Raw genomic sequence first — 18,091 nt, 5'->3', positions numbered from 1 at the left:
GATAACGATCGTCAATAATCTAAAATCTACAATCTAAAATTAAGATCTAAAAGCCAGTGGCGTTAACGAGGTTTGTTTTTTAAAGAAATTAGAAAAATGCGCTAATTCTTCGAAACCCAGAGAAAAAGCGATTTCAGATATGTTCCAATCCGTTTGTTTTAAAAGAATTTTAGCCTCATTTGTCAATCTGCTGCTGATTAATTCGGTTGTGGTTTTTCCGGTATTTTCTTTTAAAACCTTGTTTAAATGATTTACATGAACGGATAGTCGTGTTGCAAAATCCTTTGCAGTTCGTAATTCTAATCTTTGATTTGGAGATTCTCTAGGGAATTGTCTTTCTAATAATTCAGCAAATAAAGAAGAAACTCTCGCCGCCGAATTGTGTTTAGAATATAAGGCCGTTATAGGTTGTAATTTTTGTCCGAAATGAATTAATTCTGCCACATAATTTCGGATTAAATCGTATTTGTAAATATAATCAGAATTGATTTCTTTTTGTATTTTATTGAAAATCAAAGCGACTTCTTCGACTTCTTCATCTGATAATTGAAAAATAGGATAACCGTCTGAGGCAAAAATAGGAAGTTCATCCAAGTCGATACCGCTTTTGGATTTGGATAAAAACTCGCTGGTAAAAACACAAAACTGCCCAGATTGATTGGTGTCCTGCGGTAAATAATTATACGGAATTTTTGGCGTAGCAAATAAAAGTCCCTGTTTTTCAATGTCGATTATTTTATCGGCATATTCGGCTCTGTTATGGCCTCTTATCAAACTTATTTTATAATAAGCTCTTCTGTCATAAGGCATTCCAGGCTTTCCTTTCATACGTTCCAGAAGTTCTTTTATATCAAAAACATTAAAATGACCAATCTCTTTTTGAATGTCATTTGGTAATAATGAATTGGGTTCAACAGTTGAGCCTTCAGTAATATCCTGGTAAAATGAATCTAGAGATTTCATATTTGTGAATTGTAAAATTCAAATATACGAAAAAATGTATTGTGGTTTTTGCCACTAAGGCACTAAGACACAAAGATTATTTTGCAAAACTCTCAAAATATGTCATTGCGAGGAACGAAGCAACCGCACTAACAAAAATCACAAATTAATTTAGCGGATGAGATTGCTTCGTTTCTCGCAATGACATCAAAAAACTTTGCGCCTTAGTGCCTTAGCGGCATAACCATTAAAACAAACTTCCTTGCACAAATTCTGGCTCAGGATTACTTCCAAATTTAAAAACATCAATTACAAAAAACTGTTTTACTATGGGATCAAATTCTCTTAAAACAATTTCATTGCATTCAAATTGAAGATCAATTGTAGTAAAAAGTTCAGAAGCAATTTTAAGGTTTTCAGGAGTTAATCTTCGTCCGATTGACAGATGCGGATTATCACTTTTATGCTTTAAAGGTTTTAACGTTTCGTGAGTCTTTTTCATTATTGGTACAAAATGATTTTTTGAATCTTCATTTACACCAATAAAAAAAGCACCAGCATTCGGAAAAGAATCAAAATGATCTAAATTTACTTGGAAAGGCGTAAAAGTATCTGAGATTTTGGCAAGTTTTTGTTTGAATGAATCTAGCTGCGATTCATCAATTGTAAATTCACAAATCGTAATATGTGCTTCAGAATTGCAGCTGTTGTACCATTTAATTTTGCTTCTTAAAAAGTCTTTCAATTTTTTAACTGGCTCAACCAATGTTTTAGAATAAAATACAACCGAATATGTTTTTTCCATTTTTAGGACTTTGAATCACACAAAATTAAAATTTAAATTGAGCAGTCAAAGCAGCATAAAAATAATCTTTTCCGGTACCAACTTCTTTTAAGAAAGGACCCGCATTAAACCAGCCGGTTTCTAAGGTAAAGGCTAAAAAATCATTTGTGGCATAATCTAAATTTGAAATTAACTGCGAACCTATAAAGCGTTCGGTGGTGTTTTTTCCAGAATATAAAAGCTGCATATTTGGTGCATATAAACCATCGCTTCTGGTTTGTCTCCAGAAAATATCATAATCAATTCCGAGACCCCATTTTTCGGATAAGGTAAAATTGATTGAAGGATGAATATCAATTAAATTCGATGGACCGATTAAAGCGACTAATCCGAAATAGGCACCTCTTGGATATAAAGGGTTAAAGGTTTCTAAATGAGTGTCACCAGAGTGTTTATCTCCTGAAATAATTTCGGTTTTAAGTCCTATTTCGGGATTGAATTTTATGTTTTCGAAAGTATAACAGGCAAAAGAAGAAATCGTCCACGCCGAGATTGTCTTTTGATTGATGTTCCCGAATTGGTAAACGCCTTCAAAATCGTATTTCCAGTTTCCTTTGTTTTTCCAGATTCGGGTTCCTATCGATTGTCTGTTTTCTTCTCCAATCGCATCATTAAAAATGGCTCGGCTTTTCCACAATCCTAGATAATAGAAATCGATATTCTGGATAAAAGGAACTTTATGGATTACTGTATAACTTCCCCAAAACTGAGCATTTTCATTAAAGCTGTCATTAAAAGTTCCGGGCTTATTGGCGATTGGATGTGTATAAAAAGCATCTGTCTGCCAATTGTTGTTTTTATAAAAAAGTTTGACAGCATCAAAAGCAAGTCGGCTGTTAGGACCTTCACGCACTGCGATTAAACGCTGCGAACCGTACATCATTTCCTGTCTTCCAGTACGTAATGTTAACTGCTGTTTTTCTTTTCGAATAAAATCAATATCGAGAAAGGCCTGATGAATGTCTAACTGATTTTCGTCAACCGGACTCGGATCGACTTTACTGTTGGCTAAACTGCTCTGCAATTCAAAAAAAGTTCTAAAAATGCCCAAATGAACATCGGCATGAAGCAGATAACGGGAAAGTAAATATCCATCGCCTTCATCAGATTCGTCGCCCCATTTATCATTTACGGTGTTGGTATACTGCAGTCTGGCTTCACCTCCAAAAGAGGCAAAATAATTTTCGTTTCGACTTAATGGAATGTATTTGATTTTCTCGTACCAGTTTCTGGAAGAATCTTTCAAATAAGTTACATCATCGTCATATCGCAGCTTTTGAAATACAGCTTTCTGTTGTGCATTTGCGGAAAAAACGAATCCCAAAAGCAGCCATAATCGGAAAATAGTTTTCATAATTTAGTTTTTTTGATAGCCTCCAAAGTAATTTACCGGACTCCAATCCGGAATTGCTTTTGGTGTTTCGTTTGCAAATGTTCTAAATTCATTATCAGCGTACACGACTTTTCCGTTTACAACCGTAAGTTTTGATTCGATGTTTAGGATTTTGTCTTCCGGAGTTGAAAAATAATCATCAGAAAGAATCGAAAAATCGGCTAATTTATCTGCAGTCAGCATACCGCGGTCTTTTTCAATATTGATTAACTGCGCGCTTCCGTAAGTAAATAATTTTAGCGCCGTTGTTCTGTCTACAATATTTTCATCGGCCATATATTTTAAACCGCCCAGAGTTTTTCCGGTAGTTAACCAATATAATCCCACCCACGGATTGTAACTTGCTACACGGGTTCCGTCAGTTCCCATTCCTACTTTAATTCCTAATTCTAAAATTTTCTTTAACGGAACTGTATTCGCTGCCGCGGCTTTTCCGTATCTTTTAATGAAATTTTCGCCCTGATACGCCATTCTGTGCTGAATCGCCAATCCGCCGTTTAAAGCTTTTATGCGCTTTAGATTTTCTAAAGAAACTGTTTCGCCGTGATCAAAGAACCATAAAAGTCCGTTTAAAGGCGTTTCTTTGTTTATGTCTTCAATTACATTTAAAAACCTTGTAATGCTTTCGTTATAAGTAGCGTGAATTCTAAACGGCCATCTGTTTTTAATTAATAAAGACAGCACTTCTTTTAATTGTCCTTCCATTGCCGGGCTTAATTCCGGACGCGGTTTGTCGAAGTTTTCAAAATCTCCGGCACTCATTACTAAATTTTCTCCAGCGCCCTGAACGTGGTATTCTACTTTATCTGAATGATGATCATCGTCGCAGCCTTCGCCAATTTCAACGGTATTAATCCATTTTGTGTAGTCGTTTAGTTCGCTTCCTGCTTTTTGTGCAAATAAATAATAAGGCATTCTAATCGTTAAATCGCTGTCTTTGCATAAACCATTTGTTACGCCGTAATCGTCTGGAAAATTTTGAAATCCGCCTCCTGCATCCATAATGGCGGTTACGCCAAGACGGTTCATTTCGGTCATAAATTGTTTTGTGGAGTTTATTTTTTCTTCTGGTGATAATTCCGGAAGTTTAGAAAGTGTTGAGTATAAAATAAAGGCATTTGGCTCGGCAACTAATAATCCGGTTGGGTTTCCGTTAGGATCTTTTTCGATTAATCCAGCATTTGGATTTGGTGTATTGGCATCGATTTTTAAAGCTTCTAAACCTGCTTTGTTTAAATAAGCGTGTCCGTATAAATGAAGAATAAACGCAGGAACATCGCCTGTTGCTTCGTTAATTTCGGCTAAAGTAGGGAGTCTTTTTTCTTCAAACTGATACGCGTTCCATCCGCCTACAACGCGAACCCATTGTCCTTTTGGGGTTCTTTGTGCTTGTTCTTTCAGCATTGCCAAAGCTCTTTTTAGAGAACGAACGCCATCCCAGCGTAATTCGGTATTAAAGAATCTGCCGCCTCGGATGATGTGCATGTGAGAATCGAATATTCCGGGAATAATTACCTTTCCTTTAGCATCAATAATCGTAGTTTTTTTGTCTTTTAATTTTAAGATTTCGCTGTTTTTTCCCGTTTTCAGGATTTTTCCATCGGCGACAGCCATAGCTTCGACAATTGTGTTTTTATCGTCTAAAGTGTGAATCACAGCATGATGAACGATAAGTGTGGCTTTTTTGCCTTGAGCGAAAACAGGAAGGGAAATGATGAAAAGAAAGGCTAATATTTTGAAAGAGAGTTTCATAATAGTGGTATTTTTAGTTGGTTTTGGGAGAAAAAAAGACTGTGCGGTTACACAGCCTTTCTTTGTTTTTCTGGAAGTATTTTTGGCCCGCGGATTTTACTGATTTGCTTTGCAAAGACGCGGATAAAAGCGGATTTAAAATTTATACAATTGCATATGAAAAATCTGTGTAAATCTGCGTTTTCGCGAAGCGAATTCGTGTCATCCGTGTTTCATCTAAAATTTAGTGTTTCAACATTTTGTGAGCATATTGTACACCTACACCATAAGCACCGCCGTATTTTTTAACTAAATCTGTTACTGGTACATAAGTTTCCTGACGAGCCCAGTCGCGTTGTAATTCTAATAAGTATTGTAATGAAGTTATTGGGTGTGCACCAGCCTGAACCATACGAGTTATTGCCATTTCGTGTGCTTCTTTAGAAACATCGCCGCTTGCATCTGTGATTACATAAACATCATATCCTTCGTTGATGGCTGACAAAGCTGGTCCAACGATACAAACGCTTGTCCATAATCCGCCTAAAACAATTTTCTTTTTACCTTTTGCTACTATAGCTTTGTATGCAGGAACATCTTCCCAGGTGTTCATTGAAGTACGATCGATATAGTTGGATGTTTTTTGTGGATAAAATTCTTCGATTTCTTTAAAAACGGGTCCGCTGAAAGATTCTTCGGCAACGGTTGTTACAATGGTTGGAACTTTGAATATTTTAGAGGCTCCTGCCACTAATGCCGTGTTGTTTCTAAGCTGATCGATTGGAATATTGCTTACTGCAAAGGCCATTTGGCTTTCGTAATCAATTAAAACTAAGGTATGATTTGTTGGATCTAATTGTGCCGGGCTTGGTTTTTGTGCGAAACCAATAAATGTTACGAATAATAAAGCTGCTGTAAGGATTAATTTTTTCATGAGAATTTGATTTTGTTGTTAATTAAAGGTTTTAAAATATTTTGTATTTGATTTTCAATGTTATGCATTCAAATTAAATGCCTTGTTTGTAATGTGTTGATTTTAAAAGGTTTTTCAGAAAAGGCAATAGTGATCCTAGCGATATATCGTCAATAAAAATTGGATATTCGTTACTAAATTTTCGTAATGCTTTTAGTGAATTTTAAAAGAGAAAAATTCTGGTACCTAAATTTTTCCTTTTAGATGTAAACGGTGGAGTATTTCTGATTTTAATAAACCGCTTCCTCCTCCAAAATGTTCAATTACTTCTACTTCTGGCTGATGTTTTAAGCAAAATGAAGTGAACTCTTTCTCAACATGATCTTCGATTCCGGAACTCAAAAGAACAATATCGATTTTGTGATTCTGAAAATATTCCTGAGCTTCTTTCTCGTGATGAAATGCAACTGCATTCCAGTTTTCATCTGCATTTACAAGACGAAGTAATATGGCCAGGATTGCTTCGTTTTTTCCGAGTAATAAGAATTCAAGTGTTTTCATTTTTTCTAAGGTTCTAAGATTCTAAGATACTGAGGTTCTAAGTTTTTTTACTTTGAAATTCCAGTTTCGCAGAACTTGTGATTTTACTATGCAAATTTATTCGTTTTGTTTTTTCTTTAACTTAATCTAGGATAAGAAAGGTACTAAGGGACTAAGATGCTAAGGCACTGAGGTTTTCTTTTCTATTTGGTTTCAGTTTTTTGACAGAACTTGTAATTTACTATGCAAATTTATTCGTTTTGTTTTTTCTTCAACTTAATCTAGGACAAGAAAGGTACTAAGGTACTAAGATACTAAGGTTCTAAGATGCCGCGCTTTTTCTTTTCTATTGTTTCAGTTTTTGACAGAACTTATAATTTGTTTGACAAAGATATTTGTTAAGTAAAGAGGAATCACTTAATCTAGAATAAGAAGTAAGATAACTAAGATGCTAAGCTGCTGAGATGCTAAGTTTTTTGATAAAGAAAATTTCTATTAATGTGTTAAAAATGAAAAGGTTTAAAATTGTAGTTGCTTAGAACCTTGTGTTTTAAAATGTTAAAAGGAAAAATCTTTTATTGGAATGTGGGAAACCGTATAGATATTTGAAAAAGTGCTTTTAGCTTTGCCATGTAGAAATCAAGGAATGATACTTTACCTTTTTAGAATTCTTTAATGATTTTTACAAGTTAAGAATGTTTTTGGAGAGACAATTTTTAATTTTTTTAAAATTTGACATATTCATTTGATCGTGGGTACTTGTACAATTTACAATTATACAGTAATGTCCAATTTTTTTAGGTTTTTAGGTTTGGTTATTTTATAACTTAATCTAAAAACCTTTTTTTTGTTAAATAAGCAGCAGTATTCCCGAAATCCAGAAGTAGATAAACTCTAAATGACTTTTGAATTTTTGTGGAGAAGAACCATAGAAACTCTTAAATGCGGCCGAGAAATGAGAAATATCCTTGTAACCGCATTTATAAGCTACTTCGCTTACGGTTGATGTTTTTTCTTTGAACAATTCCTTAGCATATTCCATTCGGAGTTTGATGATATAGCTTTTAACAGTTGTTCCAAAACAGGCTTTAAATCCTTTTTTTAATTTGAATTCATTTAATGAAATCAGCCTCGAAAGTTCTGATAGGGAAGGCGCGTGAACATAATCTTTTTCGAGAATCTGTTTTGCTTCCTGGAGTTTGGTATAATCTTCTTCGTCTATTCCATCGTTTGCTTTGGGCTTTGTTATAATAGATTCAAGCTGATGTATAAGCAGTTCCCGAATTTTGGTTTCGATGTACATTTTTTTGATAGCTCCTTTACGGCTGCAGTTTTTTATTTCAGAAAGTGTCCATTGAATAGAAGGCGTAAACGGAGTATATTTTGACGTTAAATAACCTGATTTCTTGAAAAGTATGTTTTTCGAAAATTTTTCATGAAGTTTCCAATCTTCGTTTATAATGTTGTAATAGAATTCTTTAGAGAAAATAATCGCCAGATAATTGACTTGTTCGAAGGCCGGAATTTTAAAAGTTCCTCTAAATTTTGTGGTGTAAAAAATATTATGGGTATTTTCTCTAAGATATTTTTCGCTTTCTAGCTGATCTATTTGGGTTTCGATATTATTGCAGCTTATAAAATCCATAACAACACATTCGTCGCTAATTTCAAATAAATCTGTTTGTGGTTTCGAAAAATACATTTGAGTATCAATAAGTACCATTCCGTCAGTAGATAGAATATGACTTTTTATTTCTTCTAAATTTTCGGTTTTTATATCAATATTTTCTTCTTTCAAAATGCTGTTAGCATGATATTGATCGGAAATTTCTATGGCAAATATTGGTTTTTCGTGGGCTGATAATGTCGATTTGATTTTCAAAATATAATCCGTTTTTACAAAATAATAATCCGTTTTTCCCTAACTTTTTTAATGCAGTTGATGGTACTTTTGCGCCAAAGTTATTTATAATTAGTCTAATTAAATATATGGCAACTCACAAAATTTTATTTTTTATTTTATTTTTCCTTTCTACGTTCTTATCATTTTCCCAGCAGAAACAAGGCTTAACGATATCTGGACAGGTTGCTGAAAAATCTGGACAAACAATTCCGTATGCTACGATTGTGGTTGAAAAAACTGACTTAAGCGTTATTTCGGATGAAAACGGAAAGTTTGTTTTCAAAAATGTTAAGCCGGGAAAGTATACTTTAAAAATTTCAGCGATTGGTTTTTCAAACCTTAAAAAAAATATTGAAGTTTTAGATAAAGATGTTAACGCATCCTTTCAGTTAGAAAGCGAATTAAACGAATTGCAAAGCGTAACGGTTATTGGTCGTACAGCAACCGAAAAAGTCAATAAACAAGCTTACAGCGTAACAGCAATCGATGCTAAAAAATTACATAATACAACGCTCGACTTGTCTCATGCTTTAGATCGTGTATCCGGGGTTCGTGTTCGTGAGCAGGGCGGCGTAGGTTCTCAGTCAGAACTTTCGATTAATGGGTTTTCTGGTAATCAGATTAAAGTTTTTATTGATGGAATTCCAATGGATAATTTTGGTTCTTCTTTTCAGCTCAATAATATTCCAATCAATCTGGCAGATCGTGTAGAAGTTTACAAAGGTGTAGTGCCTATCTGGCTTGGAGGCGATGCTTTGGGAGGTGCCGTAAATATTGTAACAAACACCAAACCGAGAACCTATTTTGATGCTTCTTATTCATTTGGTTCTTTCAATACACACAAAACAGCTGTTAATGCCGGCTACACTTCAAAAAGCGGTTTTACGACAGAAATTAATGCTTTTCAAAACTATTCTGATAATAATTATTGGGTAAATGTTGAGGCAGCTGATTTAAAAACCGGAGAATATTTCCCAAATGCAAGAGTCAGAAGATTTCATGATACCTATCATAATGAAACCGTAATTGTAAATATTGGTTTAACAGGAAAAAAATATGCCGACAGGTTGTTGTTTGGTTTTACAGCCGGACAAAATAAGGCTGATATTCAGACAGGAGCAAGAATGAAAAGTGTATTTGGAAGCCGTTATACCCAAGGCAATATTTTAATGCCTACAGTAAAATATCAGGTAAAGGATTTGTTTACAAAAGGGCTGAATGTGAGTATAACCGGAAATTATAATTTTGGTGAAGAGCAAACTGTCGATACTGTTTTTAGAAAATACAATTGGTTTGGCGATTACATTCAATATCCTGGTTTGGGTGGCGAAAAAGGAAGGACTCTGATGAAAATGAGAGACAACAATGGTATTGCAACAGCCAATGCTACTTATAGTCTTGGAGAACGTCATTCGTTTATGCTGAACAATACTTTTACAACTTTTAACCGTAAGCAGGAAGACGAATTAGTTCCGGAATCTATCGCTTATAAACAGCCTAGAAAAACGCAGAAGAATATTTTAGGACTTGGTTACAAATTCGATTACAATCAAAAATGGAGTACTTCGATATTTTTAAAACACTACAATTTAAATACAAGTTATTCCAGAAGTTATAACCCAAGCGGTAATACAGGAGATATTGCGTATCAAAAATTCGATGACAATAGTTCTACCCTGGGATATGGTATTGCGAGCAGTTATTACTTGCGTCCTAATTTACAGGTAAAAGGTTCGTTTGAAAAAAGTTACCGACTTCCGGCTTCACGCGAGCTTTTTGGAAACCCAAACGAAAATGTTGCTGGAAATCTTGATTTAAAGCCAGAAGCCAGTTACAACTACAATCTTGGATTAAGCTACCAAACTAATTTTTATAAAGTCAATGCCTTAACTTTTGATGTAAACTTTATGTATCGCGGTGCCAAAGATTTTATCCGAAACACCTTGTTTACGAATCAAGTAGACAGTTATTCTGTAAACCTTGGACAAATGACCAATTATGGTGTTGATGGGGAGGTTAGATATTCGTACCGTAACAGATTTACTGCCGGTTTTAATATGACGTATCAAAACCTGAGAAATATGACGGAGTATGAGCCGAATCAAAACTATGTGTCTCCATTTTACAAAGACAGAATTCCAAACATACCTTATCTTTTTGGAAACGTAGATGCCACCGTATTTTTTAATGATTTGTTTAAAAAAGGCAACAATTTATCTGTTGGTTATAACCTGCTTTATGTACATACTTACTATTTATCATGGCCAAGTATGGGCAGTAAGGACAGCAAATTAGAAATTCCGAAGCAGTTCAATCACGACTTAAATGCAGTTTATACACTGGCAAACGGTAAATACAATATTGCTTTTGAGTGTAAAAACGTATTCGACAATAAGCTTTATGACAATTTCTCATTACAGAAACCAAGCCGTGCTTTTTATATAAAGTTTAGATACTTCTTCAATAGATCAAAATAATAATTTTAAAACCCTATATAACATGAAAAAAGGAAGCAAATTAGCCTCATTGGCCGCTTTAATAGCTTTTACAACATTTTCTTGCAGCAGTGACGAAAATAAATCAGGAGAGAACACAGGAGGAGTTGATACAGGTAAAACAAAATATATCATTACGGCCACTACCGGAGCAGTAGGAATTGCAGATTATTTACTAACTGCAGATGATATTACAAAAGGAACCATTAGTACAATTGGCAACGGTATTGAGCAAGACGGAACATACCGTTATTATATCACAGCTCAAAACAACTTTTTCAGCTTGCTTTACGGACAAGGAAATCCGGGTGCTGTAACAACGTATAATTTAAATGCAGATGGGAAATTGATTAAAAAATCAGATTTTCAGGCAGAAACGGTACATGTTTTCGCAGCTGTTAACAAAGATCTTTTAACCGTTAAAGTTCCAAGAAGCGGTGCAGCATCTATTGCCATGATGTACAAAATTGATGCTGAAAAATCGCTTATTAAAGGCGAAGCACAGCAAGACACTAAAAAACTGGCAGGAAACGGAGAAAGAGCTTTCTTTACCTGGGCAACACAAGTAGGAGATAAAGTATTTATGCCTTACATGAGTATTAAGGGTGACGGAGTGGATAATTTTGGAACTAAAAACCCGGATAGTACTTGGGTTGCTGTTTACAATTATCCGGAACTTAAATTAGAAAAAGTAATCAAAGATAACCGTACAAGTTATTTAGGAGCTTATTTTACAAACGGATTATTTCAGGACGAAAACGGCGATGCTTACGGTTTCTCTGGTGCAGTTGCTACAAGTAATTCGGTTTTGGTTTCTACAAAACCTTCGGCTGTTGTAAAAATCAAAAAAGGAACCACAGAATTTGATAAAAGCTATTTCTTTAACGTTCAGGAAAAATCGGGCGGTTATAAAATTTCTTCTACTAGTTATATCTCAAAAGGAAAATTCTTATTGTTGATGTACGGAAATGCAGGTAAAAATAATGGAGCAGTTAAATTGGCTGTAGCCGATGTTTACAATCAGACTTTTAAATGGGTAACGAATGGCCCTGCAATTTTAAATTCGGCTACAAGTCGTTATAACATTACTACAGAAGACGGAAATTCTGCTGTAATTGGTCTTAATACACCTGATGGAAACTGGATTTATACTATCGATGGTACTACTGCTGCTGCCACAAAAGGTATGAAAGTTGAAGGTGGTGAAATTACTGCTATTCAAAAATTAAAATATTAATTATTTTTTTAAACCGTAAGTCTTTTGGCGGGGACTTACGGTTTTTTTATTTATCCTATTTATCTATCAAAAATATGTTTTCTTCTTCCAAACCAAAACCCAATACTAAGAAAAAAAGTAAAAAATCGCTTTTCAAGCGTGTTATGGCATGGCTGCATTTGTGGCTCGGATTAGCCTCTGGAATTATTGTAGTTATTGTCAGCCTTACGGGCTGCATTTATGTTTTCGAAAATGAGATTAAAGATTTTATCGAAGACTGGCGTTGCGTAAAACCACAGGAAAAAGCATTTTTACTTCCCTCTCAGCTGGCAGCAATCGCAGATAAAACCATGAAAGGCAATCATGCAACCAGTGTAACTTTTGGATCAAAAGACGAAGCGGCTATTGTGGGATACTTTATCGAGAAAAAAGAAGATAAAGAAAAAGGTGAAAAAGGAAAAGCAGACTTAAAACCGCAGGGAAAGAGTAAGGAAAAAGGTAAAAAGGAAGAAAAGCCCAGAAAAAGAAGAAATGGTGTTTTTACAAGCATTTATATGAATCCGTATACCGGAGAAATATTAAATGTAAAATCGTTTTCAAGAGGCGATTCGCCGGATTTTTTCAGATGGATTTTAAACGGACACCGTGCATTGTGGCTTCCTTATGATATAGGAAGACCTATTGTAGGCGTTGCCGTTATCATTTTTGTTATTCTATTAATCTCGGGTATTGTACTTTGGTGGCCAACCAAATGGATAAAGTCTATTATTAATAAAAGTTTTAAAATAAAAACAGATGCCAGCTTTAAACGTGTTAATTATGATTTGCATAATGTATTAGGCTTTTACAGCTGTATTTTTCTGTTTTTTATTGCCGTAACAGGTTTGGTATGGAGTTTTGGCTGGTGGAGTAAATCCTTATATTGGGTTACATCAGGAGGAAAACCGCTGGTAGAAAGCCGTGAATCTCCAACATCAGATACAACACATATTAAGACTTTTAATATTACTACCGCTGACAGGGTTTTATTAAAGATGAACAAAGAAAATCCTGAGGCTGCCGGAATCATGATTTCGATTCCTGCTAAACCTGCAGATCCTATTGGGGCTTTTGTTTACAAACAAAGAAATACCTACTATAATATGGACAGGTATAATTTTGATCAGCAGTCTTTAAAAGAGATTTCTATAAAATCGCCTTTTTCAGGAAAATATATAGATGCTAATATACCAGACAAAATCCGAAGAATGAATTATGATATTCACGTAGGAAGCGTATTGGGGCTTACAGGAAAAATTATTGCTTTTTTAGCCAGTTTAATTTCGGCCAGTTTACCTATTACAGGGTTTATTATTTGGTGGGGGAAACAAAAATTTGGTAAAAAAGCACCTGCTGCAAAACCTAAACCTGTAAGCAAAGCTATTTCTGCAGCGAAACAAAATATAGCAGAAGAAGCTGTTGTATAAGACTTTAAAATTGGTTTTTAATTCCTTCTTTGTTTTTTTGATCAAAGGCAAAACTTATTAAGTTTTGCCTTTTTTTATTTTTATTGATAACCATTTGCTTTCAGCCACTCTTCGCAGTCTCTCGTCCAGAATTTGCTGGTGTCGTTTACTCCTAAACCAAAACCGTGGCCTCCTTTTTCATATAAATGTAACTCGGCTGCAACTCCATTTTTTTTAAGTGCCAAATAGTAATTGATGCTGTTTTCAGGCAGAACCGTAGTATCGTCAGTAGCGTGAATTAGAAAGGCTGGAGGCGTTTGTGCTGTAACTCTCTTTTCATTAGAAAAAGAATCGATTAATTCCTGCGAAGGGTTATTTCCTAATAAACTAGTCTGCGAACCTTTGTGTGTCGTTTGATTTTCCATAGAAATTACAGGATACAGCAAAAGAGAAAAATCAGGACGAGCGCTTACTTTATAGGCAGATTCGTAAACTTTATCATCATAATGCGTAGATAAAGTAGAAGCCAAATGGCCGCCGGCAGAAAAACCTAGTATACCAATTTTGTTAGGATCAAGATTCCATTTTGCTGCATTTTGTCTTACATAGCGCAAAGCTTCCTGCGCATCTTGTAATGGCCCCACATTTTTATTCTTCATAATTAAATCATTGGGAAGTCTGTATTTCAGCACAAAAGCCGGGATTCCTAAACTATTCAGCCATTGCGCCACTTTTGTTCCTTCTTTATCAATAGCCAAATGCTGATAACCTCCGCCAGGCAGAATAATTACAGCAGTTTGATTGGGCTTTGTAACTGCTGGAAAAAAAGCCGTCAGGGTTGGAATTGTAACTAAACTGGTACTTTGAACCTTTCCGTCTTTTAGTATTTCTTTCTCTTTATAATCTGCAGTTTTTATTTCATCCGGAACTTTATTCCATAATGTAATTACTTGATTTTGGGCGCTGGCATGGAATAATACTCCTGATAAAAGCATAATATTTAAAGCGATTTTTCTTAGATATTGATTTTTTGTATTTTTCAATTTAAAATGTAATTAATTGTTATTCAGTTTGTTGTTTAATTGTTTGATGTGTTTGTTTCAAGAATGGAAAGATAAGTAAAATCGATTTGAAAACGATCTGGTTTCGGGACAATTTTACCCCTAAATACGGATGAATTTCACCTGTTAGCTTTTAACAAATATATTGCTTAATGTGTAATTTTGAGTTCTTTTTTTTATGCAATATGTTAATTAGTATAGTTGAAATAATTTTTTATATAATTTATTTGGAATATAAAGATTAAAAACTATATTTGTGCAATCGATTACATTATTACAATTTTATAATTTTAAGATATTGATTTTAATGTGTTTAAATTATGCGTATTGTGTATAGATTTTCCAGAAAAAATATCTAACTATAATAAACCGTTACCATGAGTCAAACCGATGCTGTTACAGTAAATGAAACCGTTAAATCTGCAGGAAGATACCGCTGGAGTATTTGTGCACTTCTTTTTTTTGCCACTACAATTAATTACCTAGATCGACAAGTTCTTTCGTTAACCTGGAGCGATTTTATTGCGCCGGAATTTCACTGGACCAATAACGATTACGGAAATATTACAGCACTTTTCTCTATTTTTTATGCCGTTTCTTTATTGTTTGCCGGAAGATTTGTAGACTGGCTGGACACTAAAAAAGGTTTTCTCTGGGCTATTGGTATTTGGTCTATTGGAGCTTGTTTACATGCCTTCTGCGGCATCGCAACTTCTGGAATTATTACAGGAGAATGGTTCGTAGGATTTCACGGTTCAAAAGAAATAATCAGCACCGTAAGTGATACTGCATTGGTAATTAATGTAAGTGTTACATTGTTCATTTTTGCGCGTTTTATTTTGGCCGTTGGCGAAGCGGGTAATTTTCCTGCGGCAATCAAAACAACAGCCGAATATTTTCCTAAAAAAGATAGAGCTTTCTCTACCAGTATATTTAATGCCGGTGCTACAGTGGGTGCATTGGCAGCTCCAATTACAATTCCGTTTATTGCAAAATCTTTCGGATGGGAAATGTCTTTTATCATCATTGGAGCTTTAGGTTTCATCTGGATGGGATTTTGGATTTTTATGTACGATAAACCAGAAAGACACCCAAGAGTAAGTGCCGAAGAATTAGCTTATATTCAGCAGGATGATATTGCAGACAGCAAATTAGTGGGTTACGTTCCGGAAACAAAAACAAAAGTTTCTTTTGTAGACTGCTTTAAATACAAACAAACCTGGGCTTTTGCTTTTGGTAAATTTATGACAGATGGTGTATGGTGGTTTTTCTTATTCTGGACTCCGGCTTACCTAAGCTCAGTTTACGGAATGGATTCTACACAAGCTGCCCTGCCGTTATTTGTATTGTACATGATTACATTATTGTCTATCATTGGCGGATGGCTTCCAACTTATTTTGTAGAAAAGAAAGGAATGAATCCGTATGAAGGAAGAATGAGAGCCATGCTTATTTTTGCATTTTTTCCTTTATTAGCCCTTATTGCACAGCCTTTAGGCTACATTAGTTACTGGATTCCAGTTGTTATTATTGGTATTGCTGGAGCAGCGCACCAATCTTGGTCGGCTAATATTTTTACTACAGTAGGAGATATGTTTCCTAAAAAAGCCATTGCAACCATTACAGGAATTGGAGGTTTAGCAGGAGGAGTAGGATCAACCTTTATAAATAAAGGATCAGGATTGCTTTTTGATTATGCCAAAGAAACTAATATGGTTTTTATGGGATTTAAAGGAATTGAAGCAGGATACTTTATAATTTTCTCAATTTGTGCCGTTTGTTACTTAACTGGCTGGATTGTAATGAAATCTCTTGTGCCAAGATACAGCCCAATTACAAACTTGTAAAAGATAATTTGTCTAAATAGCATAATTTTATTCATTTCAATTATGCTATTTGAATATAAAAAATTAATTTTGTGCAATCGATTACATTAAAATAAATATTATGACAAAATATAGTTCAAGATACGCGTCAAGCCCGGAAGCAGTAAAAAAATATGATACACAGCAATTAAGAGAAGAATTCTTGATTGATGATTTAATGCAGGAAGATGAAGTGGTATTGGTTTATTCGCATTATGACAGATACATTGCAGGATCTGCAGTTCCGGTAAAAGGTGACTTGGCTTTAGAAACAATCGATCCTCTTAAAGCGCCTTATTTTTTAGAGCGTAGAGAATTAGGAATTATTAATGTTGGAGGAAGTGGTTCTGTTGTAGTAGAAGGAACTTCTTATGAGTTAGGTTTTAAAGATGCTCTATACATTGGAAGCGGGAATAAAGAAGTGATCTTTAAAAGTGCCGACAGTAAAAATCCAGCTAAATTCTATTTGAACTCTGCACCGGCTCACACAACTTATCCAACAGTAAAAGTAAGTTTGGCAGAAGCAAATAAATTAGAGTTAGGTACAATGGAAACGGCGAATCACCGTACCGTAAACCAAATGATTATTGGAAGTGTGGTAACAACCTGCCAATTGCAGATGGGAATGACAGAATTGAGACCGGGAAGTGTTTGGAATACCATGCCGGCTCACGTACACGATCGCAGAATGGAAGTGTATTTCTATTTAGATATTCCTGAAAATCAAGCAGTATGTCACTTTATGGGACAGCCTCAGGAAACAAGACACATCTGGATGAACAATCATCAGGCCGTAATTTCACCGCCTTGGTCTATTCACTCAGGTTCAGGAACCAGCAACTATACTTTTATCTGGGGAATGGCGGGTGAGAACTTAGATTACGGAGATATGGATGTTTGCAAAATCACAGATTTAAGATAAAAATCATGACAAACTTATTTGATATAAAAGGAAAAGTTGCCCTTATTACAGGAAGTACACACGGACTGGGAATGGCAATGGCAAAAGGATTAGGTCAGGCGGGAGCTACAATTGTAGTGAACGGAAATTCATCGCAGCAAAAAATTGACGATGCTGTGGCTGAACTTAAAGGTGAAGGAATCAATGCGGTAGGTTATAAATTTAATGTAACCGAAGAAAAAGAAGTTATTGAAGCAGTTCAAAAAATTGAAAGTGAAGTAGGACCAATCGCTATTTTAATCAACAACGCCGGAATCATCAAAAGAATTCCGCTTCTGGAAATGGAAGTTGCTGATTTTAGAGAAGTAATCGATATTGATTTAGTAAGTCCGTTTATCGTTTCTAAGCATGTTGCCAAAGGAATGATCGAAAGACGACAAGGAAAAATAATCAACATTTGCTCTATGATGAGTGAGTTGGGCCGTAATACAGTTTCAGCTTATGCCGCTGCAAAAGGAGGCTTAAAAATGCTGACTAAAAATATGGCAACAGAGTGGGCAAAATACAATGTACAGATCAACGGAATCGGACCTGGATATTTTGCTACAGAACAAACAAAACCTATTAGAGTTGACGGACATCCGTTTAATGATTTTATCATCAGCAGAACACCAGCGGCAAAATGGGGAGATCCAAGCGATTTAGCAGGAGCAGCGATATTTTTATCTTCAAAAGCTAGTGATTTTGTTAATGGCCACATTTTATATGTTGATGGCGGAATCCTTGCTACAATTGGAAAACCTTCAAACGAAGAATAATTCTCAAATTATATTTTAAAAAGA

Annotated in this window: 14 protein-coding genes; 6 read left to right on the top strand and 8 right to left on the bottom strand. The window is 35.0% G+C overall.

The annotated features are described in order from the left end of the window. Positions 1-39 precede the first annotated feature (39 nt). The 7 genes from AC1RRQ_RS09230 to AC1RRQ_RS09200 all read right to left on the bottom strand — a co-directional run bounded on the left by AC1RRQ_RS09230 (position 40) and on the right by AC1RRQ_RS09200 (position 8,245). Entirely contained in the window at positions 40-963 is a 924-nt protein-coding gene (locus AC1RRQ_RS09230; RefSeq protein WP_493022732.1) for a helix-turn-helix domain-containing protein, read from the bottom strand. A gap of 226 nt (positions 964-1,189) precedes the next feature. Further along, entirely contained in the window at positions 1,190-1,747 is a 558-nt protein-coding gene (locus AC1RRQ_RS09225; protein WP_493022731.1) for a 2'-5' RNA ligase family protein, read from the bottom strand. Positions 1,748-1,772: 25 nt separating this feature from the next. Beyond that, entirely contained in the window at positions 1,773-3,140 is a 1,368-nt protein-coding gene (locus AC1RRQ_RS09220) for an alginate export family protein (protein ID WP_493022730.1), read from the bottom strand. A gap of 3 nt (positions 3,141-3,143) precedes the next feature. Further along, positions 3,144-4,931 carry an amidohydrolase gene (locus AC1RRQ_RS09215; protein ID WP_493022729.1) on the bottom strand — a complete coding sequence of 596 codons (1,788 nt, stop codon included), beginning with the start codon at positions 4,929-4,931 and terminating at the stop codon, positions 3,144-3,146. A 223-nt stretch (positions 4,932-5,154) separates the two neighbouring features. Continuing rightward, positions 5,155-5,844 carry a hydrolase gene (locus AC1RRQ_RS09210; RefSeq protein WP_493022728.1) on the bottom strand — a complete coding sequence of 230 codons (690 nt, stop codon included), beginning with the start codon at positions 5,842-5,844 and terminating at the stop codon, positions 5,155-5,157. Between the two features lie 225 nt (positions 5,845-6,069). Beyond that, positions 6,070-6,384: a hypothetical protein gene (locus AC1RRQ_RS09205; RefSeq protein WP_493022727.1), complete on the bottom strand. Its 315-nt coding sequence runs from the start codon at positions 6,382-6,384 to the stop codon at positions 6,070-6,072. Between the two features lie 829 nt (positions 6,385-7,213). After that, positions 7,214-8,245, bottom strand: coding sequence for a helix-turn-helix domain-containing protein (locus AC1RRQ_RS09200; RefSeq protein WP_493022726.1), 1,032 nt, complete (start codon positions 8,243-8,245; stop codon positions 7,214-7,216). A gap of 107 nt (positions 8,246-8,352) precedes the next feature. Between AC1RRQ_RS09200 and AC1RRQ_RS09195 the strand changes: the two genes are divergently transcribed. The 3 genes from AC1RRQ_RS09195 to AC1RRQ_RS09185 all read left to right on the top strand — a co-directional run bounded on the left by AC1RRQ_RS09195 (position 8,353) and on the right by AC1RRQ_RS09185 (position 13,443). Continuing rightward, positions 8,353-10,743: a TonB-dependent receptor gene (locus tag AC1RRQ_RS09195; RefSeq protein WP_493022725.1), complete on the top strand. Its 2,391-nt coding sequence runs from the start codon at positions 8,353-8,355 to the stop codon at positions 10,741-10,743. Positions 10,744-10,765: 22 nt separating this feature from the next. Further along, entirely contained in the window at positions 10,766-11,998 is a 1,233-nt protein-coding gene (locus AC1RRQ_RS09190) for a DUF4374 domain-containing protein (RefSeq protein ID WP_493022724.1), read from the top strand. 74 nt (positions 11,999-12,072) lie between these two features. After that, positions 12,073-13,443: a PepSY-associated TM helix domain-containing protein gene (locus AC1RRQ_RS09185; RefSeq protein WP_493022723.1), complete on the top strand. Its 1,371-nt coding sequence runs from the start codon at positions 12,073-12,075 to the stop codon at positions 13,441-13,443. 80 nt (positions 13,444-13,523) lie between these two features. On the opposite strand, the gene AC1RRQ_RS09180 is transcribed toward AC1RRQ_RS09185, so the two are convergent. Beyond that, entirely contained in the window at positions 13,524-14,465 is a 942-nt protein-coding gene (locus AC1RRQ_RS09180; protein WP_493022722.1) for an alpha/beta hydrolase, read from the bottom strand. Positions 14,466-14,860: 395 nt separating this feature from the next. Here AC1RRQ_RS09180 and AC1RRQ_RS09175 point away from each other — a divergent pair, with 395 nt between their 5' ends. The 3 genes from AC1RRQ_RS09175 to AC1RRQ_RS09165 all read left to right on the top strand — a co-directional run bounded on the left by AC1RRQ_RS09175 (position 14,861) and on the right by AC1RRQ_RS09165 (position 18,067). Then, positions 14,861-16,330 carry an MFS transporter gene (locus AC1RRQ_RS09175; RefSeq protein ID WP_493022721.1) on the top strand — a complete coding sequence of 490 codons (1,470 nt, stop codon included), beginning with the start codon at positions 14,861-14,863 and terminating at the stop codon, positions 16,328-16,330. A 100-nt stretch (positions 16,331-16,430) separates the two neighbouring features. Beyond that, on the top strand, positions 16,431-17,270 hold the full coding sequence (gene kduI / locus AC1RRQ_RS09170; protein WP_493022720.1) for a 5-dehydro-4-deoxy-D-glucuronate isomerase: 840 nt from the start codon (positions 16,431-16,433) through the stop codon (positions 17,268-17,270). 5 nt (positions 17,271-17,275) lie between these two features. After that, positions 17,276-18,067 carry a gluconate 5-dehydrogenase gene (locus AC1RRQ_RS09165; RefSeq protein ID WP_493022719.1) on the top strand — a complete coding sequence of 264 codons (792 nt, stop codon included), beginning with the start codon at positions 17,276-17,278 and terminating at the stop codon, positions 18,065-18,067. The last annotated feature ends 24 nt before the right edge of the window (positions 18,068-18,091 follow it).

Source organism: Flavobacterium sp. GW821-FHT12A05 (genome assembly GCF_058807735.1).
The sequence above is the reverse complement of the archived record's forward strand: the minus strand, read 5'-3'. Positions and strand labels throughout refer to the sequence as shown.